The organism is Hallella seregens ATCC 51272, from assembly GCF_000518545.1.
In the GTDB taxonomy this organism is placed as follows: domain Bacteria; phylum Bacteroidota; class Bacteroidia; order Bacteroidales; family Bacteroidaceae; genus Prevotella; species Prevotella seregens.
On sequence record NZ_KI912454.1, the window covers coordinates 1 to 22550 of the forward strand.

The 22550-nt window shown below is 55.0% G+C and carries 18 protein-coding genes and 1 tRNA gene; all 19 read left to right on the forward strand.

What is annotated here, in order from left to right:
• Nucleotides 1-594: 594 nt before the first annotated feature.
• The 19 genes from L888_RS0112950 to L888_RS0113045 all read left to right on the forward strand — a co-directional run bounded on the left by L888_RS0112950 (nucleotide 595) and on the right by L888_RS0113045 (nucleotide 22456).
• Entirely contained in the window at nucleotides 595-3639 is a 3045-nt protein-coding gene (locus L888_RS0112950; protein ID WP_027953201.1) for a SusC/RagA family TonB-linked outer membrane protein, read from the forward strand.
• Nucleotides 3640-3653: 14 nt separating this feature from the next.
• Nucleotides 3654-5795 (forward strand): RagB/SusD family nutrient uptake outer membrane protein, encoded by a 2142-nt coding sequence (locus L888_RS0112955; RefSeq protein ID WP_027953202.1) that lies wholly within the window; start codon nucleotides 3654-3656, stop codon nucleotides 5793-5795.
• A 165-nt stretch (nucleotides 5796-5960) separates the two neighbouring features.
• Nucleotides 5961-7133, forward strand: coding sequence for a hypothetical protein (locus L888_RS0112960; protein ID WP_027953203.1), 1173 nt, complete (start codon nucleotides 5961-5963; stop codon nucleotides 7131-7133).
• 41 nt (nucleotides 7134-7174) lie between these two features.
• Nucleotides 7175-7363 (forward strand): hypothetical protein, encoded by a 189-nt coding sequence (locus tag L888_RS0112965; RefSeq protein WP_027953204.1) that lies wholly within the window; start codon nucleotides 7175-7177, stop codon nucleotides 7361-7363.
• Between the two features lie 190 nt (nucleotides 7364-7553).
• Nucleotides 7554-8468: a tetratricopeptide repeat protein gene (locus tag L888_RS0112970; protein WP_245594894.1), complete on the forward strand. Its 915-nt coding sequence runs from the start codon at nucleotides 7554-7556 to the stop codon at nucleotides 8466-8468.
• A 59-nt stretch (nucleotides 8469-8527) separates the two neighbouring features.
• Nucleotides 8528-9769 carry a tetratricopeptide repeat protein gene (locus tag L888_RS0112975; RefSeq protein WP_044249518.1) on the forward strand — a complete coding sequence of 414 codons (1242 nt, stop codon included), beginning with the start codon at nucleotides 8528-8530 and terminating at the stop codon, nucleotides 9767-9769.
• Between the two features lies 1 nt (nucleotide 9770).
• Nucleotides 9771-11111, forward strand: a complete 1341-nt coding sequence (locus L888_RS0112980; RefSeq protein WP_027953207.1) for a DEAD/DEAH box helicase — start codon at nucleotides 9771-9773, stop codon at nucleotides 11109-11111.
• A 213-nt stretch (nucleotides 11112-11324) separates the two neighbouring features.
• Nucleotides 11325-12392, forward strand: a complete 1068-nt coding sequence (serC, locus tag L888_RS0112985) for a 3-phosphoserine/phosphohydroxythreonine transaminase (protein ID WP_027953208.1) — start codon at nucleotides 11325-11327, stop codon at nucleotides 12390-12392.
• 28 nt (nucleotides 12393-12420) lie between these two features.
• Nucleotides 12421-13338 carry a 3-phosphoglycerate dehydrogenase gene (locus tag L888_RS0112990; protein WP_027953209.1) on the forward strand — a complete coding sequence of 306 codons (918 nt, stop codon included), beginning with the start codon at nucleotides 12421-12423 and terminating at the stop codon, nucleotides 13336-13338.
• Between the two features lie 116 nt (nucleotides 13339-13454).
• The gene (locus tag L888_RS0112995; RefSeq protein ID WP_027953210.1) at nucleotides 13455-14702 is read left to right on the forward strand and encodes a DUF1015 domain-containing protein; all 1248 of its coding nucleotides are present in this window, start codon (nucleotides 13455-13457) and stop codon (nucleotides 14700-14702) included.
• Nucleotides 14703-14735: 33 nt separating this feature from the next.
• Complete coding sequence (locus L888_RS0113000; protein ID WP_027953211.1) at nucleotides 14736-15320, forward strand: IMPACT family protein; 585 nt, start codon at nucleotides 14736-14738, stop codon at nucleotides 15318-15320.
• Nucleotides 15321-15389: 69 nt separating this feature from the next.
• Nucleotides 15390-15477, forward strand: a tRNA-Ser gene (locus tag L888_RS0113005).
• Between the two features lie 398 nt (nucleotides 15478-15875).
• A complete protein-coding gene (locus L888_RS0113015) occupies nucleotides 15876-17063 on the forward strand; it encodes a replication initiation protein (RefSeq protein ID WP_027953212.1) in 1188 nt (395 codons plus the stop codon).
• 27 nt (nucleotides 17064-17090) lie between these two features.
• Nucleotides 17091-17609: a DUF4494 domain-containing protein gene (locus tag L888_RS0113020; protein WP_027953213.1), complete on the forward strand. Its 519-nt coding sequence runs from the start codon at nucleotides 17091-17093 to the stop codon at nucleotides 17607-17609.
• Nucleotides 17606-18283 carry a YggS family pyridoxal phosphate-dependent enzyme gene (locus L888_RS0113025; RefSeq protein ID WP_027953214.1) on the forward strand — a complete coding sequence of 226 codons (678 nt, stop codon included), beginning with the start codon at nucleotides 17606-17608 and terminating at the stop codon, nucleotides 18281-18283. Before L888_RS0113020 ends, L888_RS0113025 begins: the two co-directional genes overlap by 4 nt.
• A 6-nt stretch (nucleotides 18284-18289) precedes the next feature.
• Nucleotides 18290-18766 carry a Fur family transcriptional regulator gene (locus L888_RS0113030; protein ID WP_027953215.1) on the forward strand — a complete coding sequence of 159 codons (477 nt, stop codon included), beginning with the start codon at nucleotides 18290-18292 and terminating at the stop codon, nucleotides 18764-18766.
• A 16-nt stretch (nucleotides 18767-18782) separates the two neighbouring features.
• A complete protein-coding gene (locus L888_RS0113035; protein ID WP_027953216.1) occupies nucleotides 18783-20066 on the forward strand; it encodes an adenylosuccinate synthase in 1284 nt (427 codons plus the stop codon).
• A 2-nt stretch (nucleotides 20067-20068) separates the two neighbouring features.
• A complete protein-coding gene (gene hisS, locus L888_RS0113040; RefSeq protein WP_027953217.1) occupies nucleotides 20069-21442 on the forward strand; it encodes a histidine--tRNA ligase in 1374 nt (457 codons plus the stop codon).
• A 12-nt stretch (nucleotides 21443-21454) separates the two neighbouring features.
• Entirely contained in the window at nucleotides 21455-22456 is a 1002-nt protein-coding gene (locus L888_RS0113045) for a rhamnogalacturonan acetylesterase (protein ID WP_027953218.1), read from the forward strand.
• Nucleotides 22457-22550: the final 94 nt, after the last annotated feature.

The window sequence follows — 22550 nt, forward strand, 5'->3', positions numbered from 1 at the left end:
TTACACAGACAAGGTAACTACAATACACCTCTATATTGTGTTTTTATAATATCTCTTTTTGCGCGGGCTGTGTCGTGAGACACGGCCCGCGATTCTTTTAGACAGAACAACAGAAAGGACATGTAGCTGCGCGGTAGGGTTTTAGACATAACTACATATTTGAACATATAGCTGCGCGATGAAAAAGGACACCCAGATGCCATGCGTGGTATTTTCTCACAGATTGCACAGATTTCTCAGATGCTGCGCGATGAATGCGCGTGCGAGGTTGATGTAGGGGCCAGCCTCCGTGCCGCCCCGCACGCCAAAAACCACACTGAACTCCTGTGCCATTCCTCCGCGCAGCCATATGTTCAATATGTAGTTCTGTCTAAAAACCCAACGTGCAGCTGTTTGTCCTTTCTGTAGTTCTGTCTAAAAATAACGCGGTGTGTCTCACCGACAACGAGCCTTTTTCTACGTTTATGGAAAAAAACATGTCTAAAATGTTTTGTTTTTCATTAATAATGCTTACATTTGCTGGCATTATAGCGACTACCTAAGACAAAGAGGACAAGAGAATATATCATATATTAAACCAAAAAGCAAACATTTATGTATCCAACAATCAAAAGAACCTCTATGGCATTGTGCCTCGGTTTGTTCTGCACGACGGCCTTTGCGCAGCAGAAACAAATCAGCGGCGTGGTCAAGGATGCTTCCGGCGAGCCGATGATTGGCGTAACGGTCATGGCCGACGGCCGTGTCGCAGCAGTGACCGATCTGGACGGAAATTTCACCGTGAAAGACGTAAAGCCCTCTACGCGTCTCACCGTCAGTTATGTGGGCTATCGTGAACAGAGTGTCACCGTGGGCAACCAGGCTTCGTTCGACATTACGATGGCGGTGGACAATCAGCAACTCGACGAAGTGGTGGTGGTGGGCTATGGCACGATGAAGAAGAAAGATCTCACCGGCGCGGTGGCCAGTGTGCGGGCCAGCGACCTGGCTCAGGTGGCGGCTCCCAATGCGCTGCAGGCCATGCAGGCCAAGGTGCCGGGTGTGGATTTGCAGCAGAAAGACGGTCAGGCCGGTGGCGGCATCAGCATGAACCTGCGCGGCAACCGCTCGCTGCTGGCCAGCAATTCGCCGCTGATTCTGGTCGATGGCGTGGAGTATGGCTCCACGCTCGACATTCCTGCCAGCGACATTGAGTCGATGGACATTCTGAAAGACGCTGCCTCGACGGCCATCTACGGTACGAAAGGCGCCAACGGCGTTATCATCATCACCACCAAGCGCGGCAAGGCGGGCCGCACGTCGGTGAGTTTCAACGGTTATGTGAGCTTCAACAGTGCCACGGGCATCACCAAGCCGATGTATGGCGACAAGGAGGTGCAGCGGCTTGTAGACGCCCGCGACTACAAGAAGATGCTGCAGGCCGGCGACTGGACAGCTGCGCAGCGCACGACGACGGTTGCCGATGTGCTCGGATTGAAACTGGACGACGGCACGCTGACCGAAGACATTTACAAGGACAAGAGCTATACCGACTGGCTCGACATGATTCTGCAGAACAGTGTGTCGCAGAACTACGAGGTGTCGGTGCAGGGCGGCGGCGAAAAGACGAACTTCAACATCTCGCTGGCCGACATGATAGACAAGGGACTCATGCAGGGTGACGAATTCCACCGCTACACCGGCCGGGCCAATGTGGACCACCACATCAACAAGATTGTCAAGGTGGGCGCCAGCCTCTCCTATGTCTACAAGAGCAACGACAAGCGCAACGGCGGTGTGTACAACCAGGCCCAGAAGATGACCACCATCACGCACGCCTACCTGACAGACGGCCGTATCAATGCCCAGCCCAACCCGTGGTACGCCGCCCACTGCTCGCCCCTCTTGGACGAGAACGGCAACTATCAGCGCAACATTGAGACCTCGCGCTTCTTTGGCAGTGCCTATGCCGAGATAACGCCTGTGAAGAATCTGGTGTTGAGATCGCAGTTCACGCTTGACCGCACGACCTGGCGCGACGGCCTTTACCAAGACTATCAGAGCCAGGGACGCTACCAGGCTCCCACTACGACCTATATCAAGAACGAACGCCAGACCAGTACCAAGTACGTATGGCAGAATACAGCCAACTACAACTTGTCGCTCAATGCACAGCACGACTTCACTTTCATGCTTGGTCATGAGATGACGCAGAAAGTCACGGAGGGCAGCAACATCTACGGTTCTGCCGGTGCGGAGCATTATTATCAGAGCACGTTCTATGACGTAAGCAAGATCATCAAAGCCGACGGGACGTCTTCCTATGTGAAAAGCAACATGGTGTCGTTCTTCGGCCGTGTGAACTACTCCTACCTCTCGCGTTACCTGCTTCAGGCATCGCTCCGCACCGACGGTTCCTCCGTGCTGGCCAAGGGCCACAAGTGGGGCTATTTCCCGTCTGTGAGTGCGGGCTGGCGCATGTCGGACGAAGCCTTCATGCAGGGCACCAAATCGTGGCTCGACAACCTGAAGCTGCGTGCATCGTGGGGGCTCTCGGGCAATGCTGCCATTGATGAATACCAGACACTGGCCGCCATCACCTCCATTGTTCCCAATTCTACCGACAAGGCACCGATGACGATGGCCAACAGCGACCTGACATGGGAAAAGACTTCAGCCCTCGATTTCGGTCTTGACTTCTCGTTCCTGGACAGCCGCATCTACGGAAGCGTAGACTTCTATTCAAGCCATACCTACGATTTGCTCTATTATAAGATAGCACCGATGTCGTCGGTATTCACCAGCCAAATCAACAATGTGGGCAAGACCCGCGGCCATGGTTGGGAGATAGCCTTGGGCGGTGTGCCTGTGCAGAACAAGAATTTCCGTTGGGACATCAACGCCACGGCAACTTTCGCGCGTGACTATGTGGACGAATTGACGGCCGGCATCAGCCAGTATGTCGATGGCATCAACCTACTCAAGGTAGACGATCCGGTATCGGCCTACTACACCTATGAAGTGGACAAGTGCTGGAAAGTGGGCGAGTTCGACACCTATGTGGAGCAAAACTATACCAGCCAAGGCAAAACCTTTACCAAGCCTTATTCGGATTATGGTTCGCCCGGTACGCCAAAGGTGATCGACCAAAACGGTGACGGCGTGATCGATGACAACGACAAGAAAGTCTACAACCGCTCTCCCAAGGCTATTCTGGGCTTGAACACATCGTTTAACTACAAGGACTTCTCGCTGAGCATCCAGACCATGGCCCGCTTGGGTGGCTACATGTCGTATGCCGCTTACGGTCTTTACACCTATGATGGATCCAACTGGGGCGACCTCGACTACTGGACACCCGAGAACACCGGCGCGCTGATTCCGTCTCCCGGTGCCGACAGCAAGGGTTCCGGCCCGGCTTACAAGAATGCCATTGAGATGCAAAAGGCCGACTATTTCAAGATTAAAGACATTACCTTGGCCTATCAGCTGCCCAAGTCGGTGCTGCGCAAATGTTTGATGAGCAATGCCCGTATCTATTGCTCCATGAAGAATTTCTTCACGTTCAGCCATTTCAACGACTACGACCCGGAGCGTGGCGGTGCCATCAGTTTCCCCTTGCAGAAGCAGGTGATCGTCGGGCTTAATGTTACATTCTAAAAAGATTACTCAACATGAAAAGATTTATCAATATATTGATGACGGTTGCCGCCTTGGGTGTAACGGCAACTTCTTGCTCTGATTTTCTGGAGGAAGACAACAAGACCGGCGAGACTGCCGACCTGACCTACAACACCTCAACAGGCATCGACGGCCTCGTTTCGTCGGCTTATGCCTATTTGCGCGGCTGGTGGGGCAAGGAGCCTTCGCTGGGGTTGGCAGAGATGGGCTCCGACCTTTTCTATTATGGTTACGACAACAAGCAGAAAGGTCTTTGCAGTTACGACATGACTTCGGAGAGTCTGGGCTTCGAGTCGACCTCGGGCACCGATGCCGTGAACAACAATCCCTGCCTTGACCAGTATTGGGAATTGTTCTATGCGGGCATTGATGTCAGCAACAACGTGCTGAAATATGTGGTTAAAAACGAGAACTTGAGCGATACCAAGAAACAGGCCTATCAGGGTGACGCCTATTTCCTTCGTGCGCTCTACTATGCCCAGCTCGTGGCCCTCTGGGGGCCTGTGCCCTATAATGGCGAGGCCATCACCGCTTTGAATTACAAGCCTCAGCGTCAGCCGGAACCTGTGATTTACAAGCATATCCTCGATGACTTGAAAGAGGCGATGAACCTTTACAAGTCGGCCAATGTGATGACACAGGCCAATGCCACGGGCGAAGGCCGTGCCTATTACTATTCGGCAGTGGCTCTCTACGCCCGTGTGGCCCTCTATGCGGCTTCCTGGCTGGGGGCCAACAGTGTGGAGGGCTACGGCAATCTCTATACCGAAGCGCTTCAGGCATCGACGGACGTCATCAACAACTCGGGTGCATCGCTCTACAATCGCTATGCCGACACGTGGAATATGAACAACGAGGAGCACAACTCCGAGTGCCTGTTCCGTGTGCATTATGGCAACACACTGTCGTCGGGCTTCGACAACTGCGTTCCTTATCGTTATTACAAGAATGGCACAGGCACCTTTAATTCATTGCTCACCCGCAAGGGATATTCGAGCAACGGCGGTAGTGCGACCAACCTGATGTTTGTCTCCATGTGGAACAATGGTGCCACGGATTTGGGTGGAAACGGCCAGAAGACGACTAATGTGTTCTTCCGCTGCACGGATGCCAAGAAGGCATATATCAAGAGTGCCACTACGAATGGCAATGTGGAGGTGGGAAAATACTACTCGCCCTACGGCCGTGGCTTTACCCGTTACCTGCCGTCGCTCTATCTCTGGAAGATTCTCGACGAGGTAAAGGGCACCGACCAGCGATACAACGGGACGTTGCTGACGAGCTATCGCATTCCCAAAGAACTGGCTGGCAATGCCAAGAACTATCCCAATATGAGCGATCAGGAGTTTGTGGACTATGACGATGCTTATAATACCGACGGCAACTACTTCAATGGTGGAGGTGCTGCCATCGTGTACAGCCTGACCGACGGTAATTCTGCCGAGGGACAGGCCGAGCAGGCTGCCGCCAAGAACAAGTATCGCATCCAGTTTGCCAGTGGGGGCGACATTCCCGTGTACACCTCTTCCGATCCCGCTAAGGCCCTGCCTACAGAGGCTGCCAAGAAAGTGTCCGACGTGTATGGAGACGCCCGTTACAACTCTTATAAGATTGGCGGATGGTGCTCGTTCCCCGGTATCAAGAAGTTCTTGGACGACCAGTATGATACGAACTATCCCACTTTCGACGTTTCCTACCGCGACATCATGGTGCTGCGCCTGGCCGAGATGTATCTCATCAAGGCTGAAGCCGAGATGCAGACGGGAGCCAATGCCAATGCGTTGGCCACCATCAATCAATTGCGCACGGTTCGCGCCATCAGCGGCAAAGACAATACCATCAGTGGTACAGTCACTATAGAGACCATTCTGAAAGAGCGTGCGCTGGAGCTCTGCGGCGAATATCAGCGTTGGTTCGACCTGAAGCGCACCCACACGTTACTCGAGCACGTGAAGGCTTACAACGCCCAGGCTTCAGCCAATGTTGCCTTAAAGCATTATTATCGTCCTATTCCGCTCAGCGAACTGGAGGCTGTGACCAATCGCTCGGACGAGTCGTTCAATCAAGATGCCAACGGAGTGCTGCAATACACAGCAGCTTCTGCCAACATGTGGCAGAATCCGGGCTACAACTAAATACTTGAACTTTTCAAGGGGTGCGGTCGCGGGTAACCGTGCCGCATCCTTTCTTTTTAGCATGTCGATGTTATGAATGGATATTAATTCTTAATATTCTATAATGAATTTGCCAATAAGGGCAAATCTCCCTAAATTTGTTTTACTTTTTTGAATAATTAGCCTATGGAAAAGAAACGTTACGCATTATTCGTTCTCCTATTATTTCTTGTTACCGGTAATGGTTGGGGGCGAGAGGTTTGCGATACGCTGACGCGTGTCGGATTGGGACTGAAAGGTGAAATCGGCTTTGGCAACGCATACGTTCAGTTCTCAGGAAAGGTATTTCATTCTTCTGCAACTTACAATGGTTTTGCGGCACCGGGTGGAGCCAGTCGGTCCATACAGCTCAGTAAAACCAAGCAAGCGGGCATCTTCACGGCTGCCAGCGGTGGCAAATTGAAGTCGGTTTCCATTACCACAATACCTACAAGTATATCGAAAGTCTCGATCAATGTCTATGCCAGCAATACTCCATACTCTTCGTTGTCGGACGAGCTTTATGATCCCAAAGGGAAAAAATGTGGGAAATTGTTGGGGACGGCATCTTTTTCATCCGACCATCTGACCTCAACAATTTCTGCAAATGGAGATTATACGTATCTTGGCATCAGGCCGGCGGACGATTCCAATGCCAACTATCTTGAAAAGATTGTTGTTGTTTGGGAAGTGGACGACCCCTTGGAACTTGCTGTTTCGACAGCAGGTTATGCCACTTTGTATAATGGTCAGAGTGCCTTGCAAGTTCCTGCAGGTGCGACGGCCTATACGTTCAAGGTGAGCCACGGCGAGCTTGTCGTGAGCAAAACTTATTCGGCCGGTACTGTTCTCCCTGCCGGCGAGGCAGTTGTGGTGAAAGCCAATCCAGGTAAATACTTCTTTGAGACTGCTGAGACGGTTGAAGAGAAAGATGCAGATAACGTACTTTTCGGCACAGATCAGGATGAAGTGTTGCCCGCGGATGCAGGGGCCCGCTACTATATGCTTTCATTGAATAGCGACAAGACTTCGGAATCTGTGGGCTTCTATTGGGGTGCCGACGATGGTGGGGCTTTCACAAATACTGCCCATCATGCTTATCTCAAGCTGGGAAAGGCGCAGACTGCCAAGGCGGCCTATGTCTTGAACCATGTTGTGACAAGTCTGGCCGGCCCCATGGTGAATGCCGGCGGTATGGAATCCTCCAGCACTGCGACTTTTAATGCGAAGGCATTCCGCTATAATCTTCATGGTGTTCGGGTCGGTTCTTCCTATCGGGGAATCGTCGTACAGAATGGGCGGAAGTTTATTGCCCGCTGAATTTCCATGAACCAATTATTGTTTTCTAAAATCATCAAGTCATGAAAACATATCAGAAGCCCGAAATTACGGTCTATTACATTGAATCTCCTGAGGGCATCATGGCAGTTTCTGGCAACCTGACGATCCATGAGGAGCGCGGAGACAATTGCCAGCTCAGCAAGGAGAACGACATGTCTACGTCTTGTTTTGAAGTCGTGGATGAGGACTTGTGGGATGAGGATAAGTAATTTCTGGTATCCTCTCTCTATGCAACGATGGCTCTTCGCAGGCATGCTCCTTTTTTCCCTCTCTATTCATGCGCAGGGAGAGAGTAGCCATGATTCTGCACGGGTACTCAATGAGCAGGTCGGATTGCTGCTCATAAATCTGAAAGCTACCCGTGACACAGCCACGTACTATACCACTTTACAACAGGTAATGCAGACTGCATTGCGCTGTGATGCCTATGACAGCCAGGCTGGCAGCAATGGTCGGCCGACTGCCCAATACCGTCATCAAAATGGGAAACGGCTGGATCCCTATCGCCGCAAACTCATGGAGGCCGCACTCTATTATACCGCACATAGTCGCAATAAGGAGGCATTGCATTGCTATGACCTCTACTTGGGCACCTCCAACAGCCGTTTGTTTGAAGGTGAGCAAGACTCTTTTCGCGGACAGGCTGCCTACTATGCTGCGTTGTTGGCCTATGGAGGACATCAATATGTCCGTGCCGACAGCTATGCAGACATAGCCATCCGTGACACCAACTTTGCCCGCGATGCTGCGGAAATCAAGGTAGGGTGCATGCGGGAAATGATGGTGACGCACAACGACTCGGCCCGCTATCTGATAGCTCTGCTGGAGTTGCACGACAAGGCACCGCAGAATCCTACCTATTTTCACATGCTCTTGGAGTATTTTTCTTCGGCTGGTCATGAGAAAGAGTTGGAGCAATTTGCTTATGACGAGGTTCGCAAGGACAGCACCGACTTGTTGGCGTGGTTGCTGCTGGGCGAAGTCAAGATGAAGCGGCAGCTTTGGCCCCAGGCTGTCAAAGCCTATAAACGGGCGATAAGTTTGGCCCCGGATGATGTCGGTGCAATTTACAATTTGGGCGTATGCCATAGTGCGATGGCCCAGCAGATGATGACGGATGACGAGTCTGAAGTGTCGGATTCATGCAGAGCTTTACTGGAGACGGCGCGCCAACAATTGGAAAGGGTAGGGGCGTTGGACCCCGAACAGGAGCAGGTAGAATGGGTGAAGCCGCTCTATCAGGTCTATCTCAAGTTGGGAGATCGGGAAGGACTGGGTAGGTTGACCTCCCGTTTGCGACGGGCACAACAGTAAGAATCGCTTTCTAATTCAACAGGATAAACAAATCAAGCAAGAAGAAAGGCAAAATATAAATGAACTATCAAGGATTCTGGAAATGGCTGTCAGGCTGTTGTTGTGTCTTTCTGTTATGGGCCATGCCCGTGTCGGCCTATGCCCAGAAAAAGGAAATAGCTACAGCCCGGGAGTTTGTCAAGAAAGGAAATAACTTGGACAAGGCTGAACAGATGATGCGGAAGCTGCTGCAAGATTCTGCCAACAGACGGGACGAGAGAATTTGGGCAACCCTTTTCGATGCTTTGCGCAAGCAATATGAACAGGGCAACGAAAAACTCTATCTGAAGCAGAAATACGACACGGCCCAGCTCTTTACCGTTGCTTCCAAGCTCTTTACTGATATGGCGACTTATGATTCCATAGAGGCTATTCCCGATTCCAAGGGCCGTATCAGGTTTGTCCGTCGCAAAGGCAACGCAGAACTGCTCAACACGCTGCGTCCCAATTTGTATCATGGAGGAATCTTTTTCATTCGCAAACAGAAGTTTCCCGAGGCTTATCAGTTGCTCAATCAGTATGTGGAATCTGCCAATCAGCCACTTTTCGGGGGTTACCGATATGGCGAGACCGACCGGCGACTGCCCGAAGCGGCTTATTGGGCTGTCTATTGCGCCTATAAACAGGGCGATGTCAGAAAGGTGTTGCACCACACCTATATGGCCCTCAAAGACACCTTGCACCGTGAGCCGATGCTGCAATATCTGGCCGAGACCTATCAACTGGATGGTGATACGGCGAGATATGTCGAAATTCTGCACGAGGGTTTTGCCAAGTATCCGCTTTCGCCGTATTTCTACCCACATTTGATAGACTATTTCTCTCAAAATAAGGACTGGGCGGAGGCTTTGGCATTGACAGACAAAGGACTGGCTGTTGACAGCACAAGCATCGTCTTTGAACTGACTAAAAGTACTATTCTGCTCAACATGGGGCAGTACGACCAGAGCTTTGCCTTGAGCGTGTCGCTGCTTCATCGCTGCGACAGTCTTGCCGGAGCTTGGCTCAATGCCGGGCTGGCCAAGTTCAATCAGGCTGTGGCTCTCGACAAGGCTACACTCCAAACATCCCGTCGCTGGGAAAGCATTTACAAGCTGTATAGGGAGGCACTCCCTTATTTGGAAAGATACCGTAAGGACAGGCCTTTGGAAAAAGAGAAGTGGGGACTCCCCCTTTACACCATCTATCTCAATCTGAATATGGGCGAACGTTTTGACGAGATAGACAAACTGATGAAGAATAATACATTTAAAAGCCAGTGATATGCAAATAGAAGACATCATCAGCAAGCAGAGGCTGGAGTTGAATGAGATGCAACAAGCCGTAGCCCATGCCATTGTCAACGATACTCAGGACGTGGTGGTACTGAGCCCCACAGGGTCGGGCAAGACCTACGCTTATCTGCTGCCCTTGCAACAACTCCTCGATTCACGGAGCGATGAGGTGCAAGCCATAGTCGTAGTGCCCGGTCGCGAACTGGCCCTGCAGTCGGCCACCGTGTTGAAGAATCTTGGAACGGGGCTCCGAACCTATGCCTGTTATGGCGGTCGTCCCACCATGGATGAGCATCGCGAGCTTCGACAGGTGAAGCCACAAATCGTCTTTGGCACGCCAGGGCGTCTGAACGACCATATTGTCAAGGGTAATATCCAGACCCGTCATGTGTGCTGTGTAGTCATCGACGAGTTCGACAAATGCTTGGAGATGGGTTTTCAGGAAGAAATGGCCACCCTGATGGTGCAGTTGCCGCGTAGCGTCCGCCATCTTCTTCTTTCTGCTACAGCCAGTGACCAGATTGCCCCTTTCCTGCAATCGGTTCCGTCTGTCCCTGGCAGTCGGCGTGCCGTTTCCACTCTCGACTATCGTCCTCACGATGAGCAGACTTCCGACCGAGTGTCAGTCTATGCTGTCCATAGTCCGGTAAAAGACAAGCTGGAGACACTTTCGGCCTTGCTTCGCTATGTGGGTGGAACCAGCAGTATTGTGTTCTTGAATTATCGCGACTCCGTGATGCGCACAGCCTCTTACCTTGCCGAGCATGGTTTTTCGGTGATAGCCTTTCACGGCGGACTGGAACAGAAGCAGCGTGAGGAGGCCATCTATAAGTTCTCGAATGGCTCCGTCTCTGTGTTGGTGAGTACCGATTTGGGCAGTCGTGGCCTCGACATTCCCGACATAGAGAACATTATTCACTATCATATTCCCGAGGGGCAGGACGGTTATATCCATCGGGTGGGGCGCACGGCCCGCTGGAACAAGACAGGGCATGCCTATTTTATTCTCAGTGAGGGCGAAACGATTCCCGATTATGTGGATGCCCAGGTTCTCGACTGCGTGCTTCCCTCCGATCTTCCTGCTCCCGCGCAGCCCCGCATGGCTACGATTTATATAGGCAAGGGCAAGAAAGACAAGCTTTCAAAAGGCGATATTGTAGGGTTCCTCTGCAAGAAAGGAGGGCTCAAATCCGACGAGATTGGTCGTATTGACGTGAACGAGCACTACGCCTATGTGGCCGTTCGGCGGGAACGTCTGGGCAGTCTTCTTAGACAAGTGAGTGGCGAGAAGATCAAGGGATTGCGCACGGTCATCGAGGAAATCAGGTGACGCTTTCTGTCCATGTGCCCCTCATGGTGGTCTGCCGGGGCGTTCAGGTTTCATAAAAAAACGCATTATGTCCTGTTGTGTGTCAATATGACATTAATTGATTCCGCTGAATAAATACTTGCTAAATTATTTGTTTAATTCAAAGAAAAACTGTAAGTTTGCATCAATAAACCCAATACAGGAAATCGCGTAAACCTTTTAAATAGAATTAAAATGAAGAAGTACAATTTTAATGCAGGTCCTTCAATGCTTCCACGCGAAGTGATTGAGAACACCGCAAAGCAGATTTTGGATTTCAATGGGTCGGGCCTCTCCCTGATGGAGATAAGCCATCGTGCCAAAGATTTTCAGCCTGTGGTCGATGAGTCGGTAGCCCTGATTAAGGAATTGCTTGACATTCCAAAGGGTTATTCCGTAATATTCCTTGGTGGTGGCGCTTCGTTGCAGTTCATGCAGATACCGGCAAACTTCCTCATTAAGAAAGCGGGCTACGTCAATACCGGCGCTTGGGCCAAGAAAGCCCTAAAAGAAGCTAAGCTCTTTGGCGAAGTGGTCGAGGTTGCTTCTTCTGCCGCTGACAACTACACGCACTTGCCACATGGTTACGCCATTCCGTTCGATCTCGACTATCTCCACGTTTGTACCAACAATACCATCTACGGTACGGAATTGCACGAGGATTTGGAAGCTCCTGTTCCTTTGGTTGGCGACATGTCGTCCGACATTATGAGCCGCCCCGTAGACGTTTCCAAATACACCGCTATTTATGCCGGAGCACAGAAGAACATGGCCATGGCCGGTGTCACGGTAGTGATTGTTAAAGACGACATGCTGGGCAAGGCTCCCCGCGAGTTGCCGACGATGATAGACTATCGCACACATGTCGAGAAAGGCTCCATGTTCAACACGCCCCCCGTTGTCCCCATTTATTCGTTGCTCGAAACCATGCGCTGGGTGAAGGCTCAGGGCGGCGTGAAAGAGATGGAACGCCGCGCCAAGGAGCGTGCAGAGCTCGTCTATGGCGAGATCGACCGCAACAAGCTCTTCCGTGGCACCGTGGCCGAGTCCGACCGCTCGCGTATGAGCATCTGCTTCGTCATGAACGACGAGTACAAGGAACTGGAGAAACCGTTCCTCGACTTTGCCACCGAGCGCGGCATGGTGGGCATCAAGGGCCACCGTTCTGTGGGTGGTTTCCGTGCCAGCTGCTACAATGCGCAGACGCTGGAAGGTGTCAACGCACTGGTTCAGGCCATGAAAGACTTTGAGGCCCTGCACTAATCACGAATCAAACCTAATCCATAGAACGATGAAAATACTGATTGCAACAGAGAAACCCTTTGCTACCGAGGCCGTAGAGGGCATCAAGAAAGAGGCTGTCGCCGGCGGTCACGAGGTGGCTCTGCTGGAAAAATATACAGAGAAGTCCCAGCTTCTTGAGGCTGTGGCCGATGCCGACGCCATGATTGTGCGCTCTGACAAGGTTACCCCCGACGTGCTCGATGCTGCGCGGAATCTGAAAATTGTGGTTCGTGCCGGTGCTGGTTACGACTCCATCGACACGGCTTATGCCAAGGAGAAAGGCGTTGTGGTGGAAAATACACCCGGACAGAATGCCAATGCCGTGGCCGAACTGGTCTTTGGTCTGTTGGTCTACACCGTGCGCAACTTCTACAATGGCAAGTCGGGTTCCGAGCTGATGGGCAAGAAACTGGGCATCCTCGCCTTTGGAAACGTGGGGCGCAACGTTGCCCGCATTGCCAAGGGCTTCGGAATGGAGGTCTATGCTTTCGACGAATATTGCCCCAAGGAGACCATCGAGGCCGCCGGCGTGCATGCCGTGGATACGCGTGACGACCTGTTCCGCTTGTGCGACATCGTGAGTCTGCACATTCCTGCCACGGCCGAGACCAAGAACAGCATCAACTATGAGGTGGTCGGCCTGTTGAAAAAGGGTGGCATCCTCATCAACACCGCCCGCAAGGAAGTCATCAACGAGCCCGAACTGCTCAAGCTGATGGGCGAGCGCACCGACCTGAAGTTCATTACAGACATCATGCCCGACGCCGATGCCGACTTCCGTCGGTTCGAGGGCCGCTACTTCTCCACACCGAAGAAGATGGGCGCCCAGACCTCGGAGGCCAATACCAATGCCGGCATTGCTGCCGCCCGCCAGATTAACGCATTCTTCAAAGACGGCGACACTAAGTTCCAGGTCAACAAGTAATTGTTGCGTCGTCTGCTGATTATCTTTTTGATTCCTATTTGCAGGGGCACCCGTTTGTGGGTGCCCCTGCAAACGGGATTCTTGGAACACACAAGCATCATTCATCCCTCGATACTATGGCTACAATCAAACCTTTTCGGGGCATCCGTCCCCCCAAGGACCTCGTGGAGCTGGTGGAGTCGCGTCCCTACGACGTGCTCGATTCCGAAGAGGCCCGCGCCGAGGCCGGCGACAACGAGAAATCGCTCTATCACATCATCAAACCCGAAATCAACTTTGCTCCCGGCACGTCCGAGTACGACCCGCGCGTCTACCAAAGTGCCGCCGACCATTTCCGGCTTTTCCAAGAGAGAGGCTGGCTCGTGCAGGATGCCGCAGAGCATTATTATATCTATGCCCAGACCATGAACGGGCGGACGCAGTACGGCCTCGTGGTCGGAGCCTGTGTGAACGACTATCTCACGGGCGTCATCAAGAAGCACGAGCTGACCCGTCGGGACAAGGAAGAAGACCGCATGAAGCACGTGCGCGTGTGCGATGCCAACATTGAACCCGTATTCTTTGCCTATCCCGACAATGCCGTGCTCGACGCGCTTCTCATGCGTTATGCCGCTACCGAGCCCGAGTATGACTTCGTGGCGCCCGTCGACGGCTTCCGCCATCGGTTCTGGGTAGTCTCCGATACGCAGGACATAGACCTCATTACCGAGCAGTTCCGCCGGATGCCCAGCCTCTATATTGCCGACGGACACCATCGCTCGGCGGCCGCAGCCCTCGTGGGGGCAGAGAAAGCCCGGCAGGGCGTTGCCCACACGGGGCAGGAGGAGTACAACTACTTCATGGCCGTGTGCTTCCAGGCCAGCCAGCTGACCATCCTCGATTACAACCGCGTGGTCAAGGATCTCAACGGGCTTTCGCCCGATGCTTTTCTGAAAGCACTGGCCCAGGACTTCACGGTCGAAGCCAAGGGCGAGGTGGAATACCGCCCCCGACAGCTGCACGAGTTCGCACTCTATATGGACCATTGCTGGTACAGCCTCACGGCCCGGCCCGGCACTTACGACGACAGCGACCCCATCGGGGTGCTCGATGTCGACATCTCCAGTCGGCTGATACTCGACAAACTCATGGGCATCAAGGATTTGCGCTCCGACAAGCGCATCGACTTCGTGGGTGGCCTGCGGGGTCTCGGCGAGCTGAAGCGACGGGTGGACAGTGGCGAGATGCGCTGGGCACTGGCCCTGTATCCCGTGTCCATGCAGCAGATTATGGACATTGCCGACTCCGGAAAAATCATGCCACCCAAGGCCACATGGTTCGAGCCGAAGCTGCGTTCGGGACTTGTCATTCACAAACTCAGCTGAATTTCTACTGGCGGCAGTTTGCCGCCTGTCCACATGGAAGATACGTTCAAGACGATTGCCGCCCCGGCCCAAGGTTACTACACCGAGAAGCGAAGCAAGTTTTATGCCTTTGCCCATCATGTGGAAACCTTGGACCAGGTGAAAACCATTCTCGACGGCTACCGCCGCCAGTACCATGACGCCCGCCATTGCTGCTATGCCTATGTGATGGGGGCCGAACGCTGGGACTTCCGGGCCGTGGACGACGGCGAGCCCTCGTCCACGGCTGGCAAGCCCATACTGGGACAAATCAATGCCCGCGAACTCACCGACGTGCTGGTTTGCGTCGTCCGTTATTACGGCGGCGTGAACCTGGGGACGGGCGGACTCATCACGGCCTACCGTGCTGCGGCCGCCGATGCCCTCGACCACAGCGTGGTGGAGGAGCGGCTGGTGGAGGAGTTGGTGACCTGGCGGTTCTCTTATCCCATGATGAATGCCGTGATGCGGGTGGTCAAGGAGATGCAGCCCCGCATCATCGGACAGACATTTGACAACACCTGCGAAATCCAACTCTCCATCCGCGAAAGCCTGGCCGGAGAGCTGCGAAGCAGACTGGAAGCCTTGAATTTCGGATAATTTAGTTTTAAATAACGTTAATTCCTTCCGCCGCTTCTCCTTTTTTCATTACCTTTGCACCCGCAATCAGGAAGGTTGGCAGAGTGAACGATCGCGCTGGACTCGAAATCCGGTATACCCTTTTCGGGTATCGGGGGTTTGAATCCCTCACCTTCCGCAAGGAGAAAGCAGCCTCATAAAACACTATGAGGCTGCTTTTTTCGTATGGCATCTTGGCCATCGGCCCGCTGCCGGGGCAGCGTGGCTGGCTCGGCGTGTGGTCTTCCCAAACCGGCTACGGTGCATTCGCCCGGCGATTGCGCCGTCATCACGCAGCCATTACGGCGTTGTCGCGCAGCCGTTGCGCCGCCATCGCAAGGCCGTTACGGCGCAATCGCGAAGCCGCTGTACCGTCGTCGCCCGGGCGCGGAAGCCTTGCCGTGCATATACGGGCCTTTTTCATTATCTTTCGGGCCGTTTTATTTTTAGTCTTCATCGCTTGGCAATGTCGTAAAATGTTCCTATCTTTGTAGGCATCTCCACGAAAGCGCGGTTAAAAACCATTTAAAAGAAAGCATGGAAGGCGAAAGACCCACCACCAAATCCAGTGTCGTCAGGGCAGGCAAGGCGACAGCCCACAATGCCAATTTCGGCAAAGGAAAGAAGCGCGACATTAAGCGCAACATCCCGACAGAGCTCATTCCCATCGAGGAGGAGACGTGGCTTTTGCAGCCCATTGCCGTGACGATGATGCGTCATGACTATTCCCTGATCCAGATTCGCATCTTGGTGACCATCGTGGAGTACATGCAGTCGAAGCTACACAACATTCTAAGCAAGGACCGCAACGAGCCGGAGATCTTCTCGGACGCGGAGCTCGACAACGACGGACGCCTTGAAATTAAGACTCTCTTCAAGACCTTGGGCGTGGATCCCAACCATTACCCGCAGCTTCGGCAGAGTCTGAAGATGCTGGCTGCCATTCCCGTGGAGATACCTTACAAAACGGTCGACGGACGAAGCTACCTCAAGGTGACCAACCTCTGCGACGTGTACATCCCTGAGGACGCCGGCATTTACGAGAAATACGCCGTGCTCAAGATAGACCGCACGGTGGCCAAGCGGCTCGTGTCGCTCGACCTGGGCTATCACCGGCTGGGCAAGCAGATTGTGTTTGCCTGCCGCAACCGCTACACCCAGCGCATCTACATGTTCATCGAGAGCTGGCTCGACAAGGGCGGTACGGTCATCAAGACCGTGGAGTTCCGCAAGATGCTGCGCCTGGAAACCAACTACCGTAAGTTCAGCGACTTTGTGCGCCGTGTGCTCGAGCCGGCCAAGGAGGAACTTAAGTCGCTCGCGGAGAATGGCTTCTGCGACTGCTACTTCGACTACGACAGGCGCTACGACAACGGCCAGCGCGGCGGCGAGCCCGATGCGCTGGTGTTTCATATCCACCGCCCCAAGAACAAGCTGAACAAGCAGCTGCAGGACGTGACCGACATGCAGCGCAGCCAGTTTGCCGACATGCTCATCCGCTACTTCGGCTTCGAGCCGGCCATGGCCAAGAACATGAGCGGCCGCATCACCCCCGACAACTATCAGGGGGCCGTGTCCAAGCTCGTCGACCTGCGCAACCGGCTGCGCAGCGACCTCACTATCCACGACCGCGCCGCCTATACCTACCGCGTGCTGGACAATCTGTTCCGCGGTGTGGCGGACAACAGGGCTCTTGACCCGCAGAACAACGCCAAACAAGCATAAAATCTACAATTCAGAAACAACAGGAATATGAAATCGAGAACGTCAGATTGGTTTGAAATCAAGATCAGATACGACAAGACACAGGAGGACGGCAACCAGAAACCCGTGACCGAACAGTACGTGGTGGACGCCTTTAGCTTCACCGAAGCCGAGGCCTCCATCACCGAGGAGATGTCGGCTTACATCAGCGGAGAGTTCAAGGTGACCGGCATAAAGCCCGCCCCCTACCACGAAATCTTCTTCAGCGAGAACGCGAAAGACGACAAGTGGTACAAGGCCAAGCTGCAGTTTATCACCATCGACGAGAAGACCGAAAAGGAGAAACGCTCCAACGTGAACTATCTGGTGCAGGCCGCAAGTCTGCCCGGAGCGGTGAGAAACGTGGAGGAGGTGATGGGCGGCACCATGATAGACTACGTCATTTCTGCCATCAGCGAGACCCTGTTGATGGATGTGTTCGAGCACCGACTCGGCGGCCAAAAGGCCGAAGCCGACGACAAGCCCGAATACGAACAGGCAGCAGAACCAACCGAACCGGAGGCATGATGCAGACAGATGTTGCGGAAAACCTGAAACGGGTGCTCGGCGAACTCCCACACGATGTGCGGCTGGTGGCCGTCAGTAAGTTCCATCCCAACGAATACATTGAGGCCGCCTACAAGGCCGGCCAGCGGGTGTTCGGTGAGAGCCACGAGCAGGAACTGCAGAAGAAATGGGAGACACTGCCACGCGACATCGAGTGGCACTTCATCGGTCACCTGCAGACCAACAAGGTGAAATACATCGCACCCTACATCGCCATGATAGAGGCGGTGGACAGTCTGAAGCTGCTTCACGAAATCAACAAGCAGGCAGCCCGCAACAACCGCGTCATCGACGTGCTGCTCGAACTCCACATTGCCGAGGAGGAGACCAAGTACGGCTTCTCGCTCGACGGTTGCCGCGCGCTGCTGGCCTCGGGCGAGTGGCGCGCGTTGGAACATGTGCGCATCTGCGGGCTCATGATGATGGCCAGCCATGTGGACGACGCTTCGCGCATCCGCAGCGAGATGACGCTGGCCGCCAACTTCTTCGACGAGGTGAAACGCGACTATTTTGCCGACGCCCCTTCGTTCTGTGAGCGGTCGTGGGGCATGAGCCACGACTACCGCATTGCGGCCGAATGCCGCTCGACGATGGTGCGGGTGGGCTCGCTCATCTTTGGCCCACGCATTTACTGACGCCCCATGCTCGACCACGCCCGCCACATTCTCGACAGCTATCTGGAGGCAACGGCCAAACGCCACACTCCCGAACGCTATGCCATCCTGGAGGCCATCTACCAGCTGGAGGGCCATTTCACGGTGGAAGAACTCAACGACCTGCTGGAGAACCACAGGTTCTTCATCAGCCGGGCCACCCTCTACAACACGCTGCGGCTGTTTCAGCGCATTCACCTCGTGGTGAGACACCGGCTGGCCGACAAGACCAAGTACGAGGCAGCCCTGCGCAACGACTCCCACTGCCACCAAATCTGCACCATGTGTGGGCAGATTGTGGAGACCGAGCTGCCCGCCGTGGAGCAGGCCATCAGCGGCGCGCCGCTCGCCGGATTCCGCAAGGAGGGGTTCACCCTCTACCTTTACGGCATCTGCTCCGGCTGCCAGGAGAAGTTGCTGAACCAGCGCATGCAGAACGAAAAGAACAAAACAGACAATACATAAAACTTACAGATCACGTATGAATACAGCTAAAGTTGATGTCCTGTTGGGACTCCAGTGGGGCGATGAAGGCAAGGGAAAGGTCGTGGACGTCCTGACGCCCAGGTATGATGTCGTGGCCCGCTTCCAGGGAGGACCCAATGCCGGTCACACGTTGGAGTTCGAGGGGCAGAAATATGTGCTCCGCAGCATTCCCTCGGGCATCTTTCAAGGCGACAAGGTAAACATCGTCGGCAACGGCGTGGTGCTGGCTCCCGACCTGTTCATGGCCGAGGCCAAGGACCTGGAGAAGAGCGGGCACGTGTTGCAGTCGCGGCTGCACATCTCGAAGAAGGCCCATCTCATCATGCCCACCCACCGGCTGCTCGACCGTGCCATGGAGGCTGCCAAGGGCAAGGACAAGGTGGGCACCACGGGCAAGGGCATCGGCCCCACCTATACCGACAAGGTGAGCCGCAACGGTTTGCGCGTGGGCGACATCCTCGACCGCTTCGACGAGAAGTATGCCGCCCACAAGGAACGCCACCTCAAGATGCTGGCCTCTATGGGCTGGACCGACCTGGACGGTCTCGAAGAGGCCGAAAAGGTATGGATGGAGGGCGTGGACTATCTGCGCGGCTTCCACCTCGTGGACAGCGAGCACGAGCTGAACCGCATCCTGCGGAGCGGCAAGAGTGTGCTCTGCGAGGGCGCCCAGGGCACCATGCTCGACGTGGATTTTGGCAGCTATCCCTTTGTGACCTCGAGCAACACCGTGTGTGCCGGAGCCTGTACCGGCCTGGGCATCGGTCCCAACCGCATCGGCAACGTGTATGGCATCATGAAAGCCTACTGCACACGCGTGGGCGCAGGCCCGTTCCCCACGGAGCTTTTCGACGAGACGGGCCGGCTCATCCGCGACCTGGGACATGAATACGGCGCAGTGACCGGCCGTGAGCGCCGCTGCGGCTGGGTGGACTTGGTGCAGCTGCGCTACAGCATCATGGTGAACGGCGTGACCGAACTCATCATGATGAAGAGCGACGTGCTCGACGGATTCGACACCATCAAGGCCTGTGTGGCCTACCGGCTGCCCGACGGCACCGAGACGCGCGACTTCCCCTACGAGATAGACAACGTGACGCCCATCTATAAAGAACTGCCGGGCTGGAAGACCGACATGACGCGTTTCACCAGCGAAGCGCAGTTCCCTAAGGCTTTCAAGGACTACGTGGACTTCCTCGAGGCCGAGCTGGAGACCCGCATCGGCATCATTTCCATCGGGCCCGACCGCGACCAGACCATCGTCAGACAATCAATGTAATTATGGCAAACAACAAGACCTCCATCCCCAAGGGTACCCGCGACTTCGGCCCCGAGGAGATGGCCAAGCGAAACTATATCTTCAATACCATCAAGGACGTGTATGCCCTTTATGGATTTCAGCAGATCGAGACCCCGGCCATGGAGACCCTGCACACGCTCATGGGCAAGTATGGCGACGAGGGCGACAAGCTGCTCTTCAAGCTGCTCAACTCCGGCGACTACCTCAAGGGCCTCACCGACGAGGACCTGCTGGGCCGCAACACGCTGAAACTGCAGACCCGTCTCTGCGAGAAAGGACTGCGCTACGACCTCACGGTGCCCTTTGCCCGCTATGTGGTGATGCACCGCGAGGAGCTGCAGCTGCCGTTCAAGCGCTATCAAATACAGCCCGTGTGGCGGGCCGACCGGCCGCAGAAAGGCCGCTACCGCGAGTTCTACCAGTGCGACGCCGACGTGGTGGGTTCCGATTCGCTGCTCAACGAGGTGGAGCTGATGCAGATTGTAGACACCGTGTTCCGGCGGTTGGGCATCCGCGTGCAGATTAAAATCAACAACCGCAAGATACTGACAGGCATTGCCGAGGTCATCGGCGAGGCCGACAAGATTGTGGACATCACCGTGGCCATCGACAAACTGGACAAGATTGGGCTCGACAACGTGAACCAGGAGCTGCGCGCCGGCGGCATTCCCGACGAGGCCATCGGGAAGCTGCAACCCATCATTGCCCTGCAGGGCACCAACGAGGAGAAACTGGACGTGATTGCCGAGGTGCTGAAAACGTCGGAGACGGGACTGAAAGGCGTGGAGGAAACCCGCTTCATCCTCGACACGCTGAAAGCCCTCGGACTGGTCAACGAGGTGCAGCTCGACCTCACGCTGGCCCGCGGACTCAACTACTATACGGGCGCCATCTTCGAGGTGAAGGCGCTCGACACGCCGATGGGCAGCATCACCGGCGGCGGCCGCTACGACAACCTGACGGGCATCTTCGGCATGCCGGGCCTCTCGGGAGTGGGCATTTCGTTTGGCGCCGACCGCATCTACGACGTGCTCGACGCCCTCGACCTCTATCCCAAGGAGGCCGTGGCCTCGACGCAGCTGTTGTTCATCAACTTCGGCGAGCGCGAGACGGCCTACTGCCTGCCCATCGTGGGCGAGGCGCGCAAGGCCGGCATCCGCACGGAAATGTATCCCGACAAGGCCAAGATGAAGAAGCAGATGGGCTATGCCAACGCCAAGGGCATCGGCTTCGTGGCCCTGGCCGGCGACAACGAGATGGCCGAAGGCAAGGTGACGCTGAAGAACATGGCCACCGGCGCGCAGAAGCTCGTGAGCGTGGAGGAGCTGATACAGGAGGTACGGAGTCAAGGATAAAAACAACTGCGTATGAACTTCAAAATCGTTTTAAGGGTCGTCTGCATGGCGGCCCTCCTTTTTCTGCTGACATCGGACAAGAGGCACACCACCATTTTCATCATCGGCGACTCCACGGCCGCCGAGAAAGCCCACCCCGACCGCAATCCCGAGCGGGGGTGGGGCATGGTGCTGCAAGGATATTTCGACGACGAGGTGACCGTGGACAACCATGCGGTGAACGGCCGTTCGTCGAAGAGTTTCATGGACGAGGGCCGCTGGGACAAGGTGCTGGCCCGGCTGAAGCCCGGCGACTACGTCATCATCCAGTTTGGCCACAACGACGAGAAACCCCGTCCCGACCGCCACACCGAGCCGGGCTCCACCTTTGACGCCCACCTCGCCAAGTACGTGGAGGACACGCGGGCACGGGGAGGCATACCGGTGCTGATGAACTGCGTGGTGCGCCGCAACTTCCTGAACCGGGTGGATTCGACCGACGACGAGTCGCTGCGCAATACCACCTTTGCCGACGAGCAGGTGAACTCGGACACGCTGGTCGACACCCACGGGGCCTACAAGGACGTGCCCCGGCGGCTGGCCCGGCAGCTGGGGGTGGCTTTCGTGGATGCCAACCGCATCACCCACGACCTGGAGCAGGGCATGGGCATTGAGGGTTCCCGTCGGCTGCACATGTGGTTCCGACCGGGCGAGATAGAGAGCATTCCGCAGGGCCGCCACGACAACACCCACTACAATGTCTATGGCGCCCGCATGGTGGCAAGCCTGCTGGCCGACGCCCTGGGCCGCGAAATCCGTCCGTTGCGGAAGCATGTCGTGCACTATGATTACGTGGTTTCCCGGCAGGGTCGGGGTAATTACATGACGCTGGAAGAGGCCGTGGCGGCCATTCCCCAAGGAGCCAAGGCCAAGGTGCGCGTGCTCGACGGCACGTGGACCATCGACCGCAGCCGCATGCAGGGCAAGCGCGTGCAGTTCGTTTGCCGGCCCGGGGCAAGCGTTCTTCTCAAGTAGAGGTGCGGTTTGCGGAACTTCCCGAAAGGCTCCCGGCGTTCCTTTGTCGTTTCGTGGGCCCCACGAAGGCTTCCCGGCCATTCCTTTGTCGTTT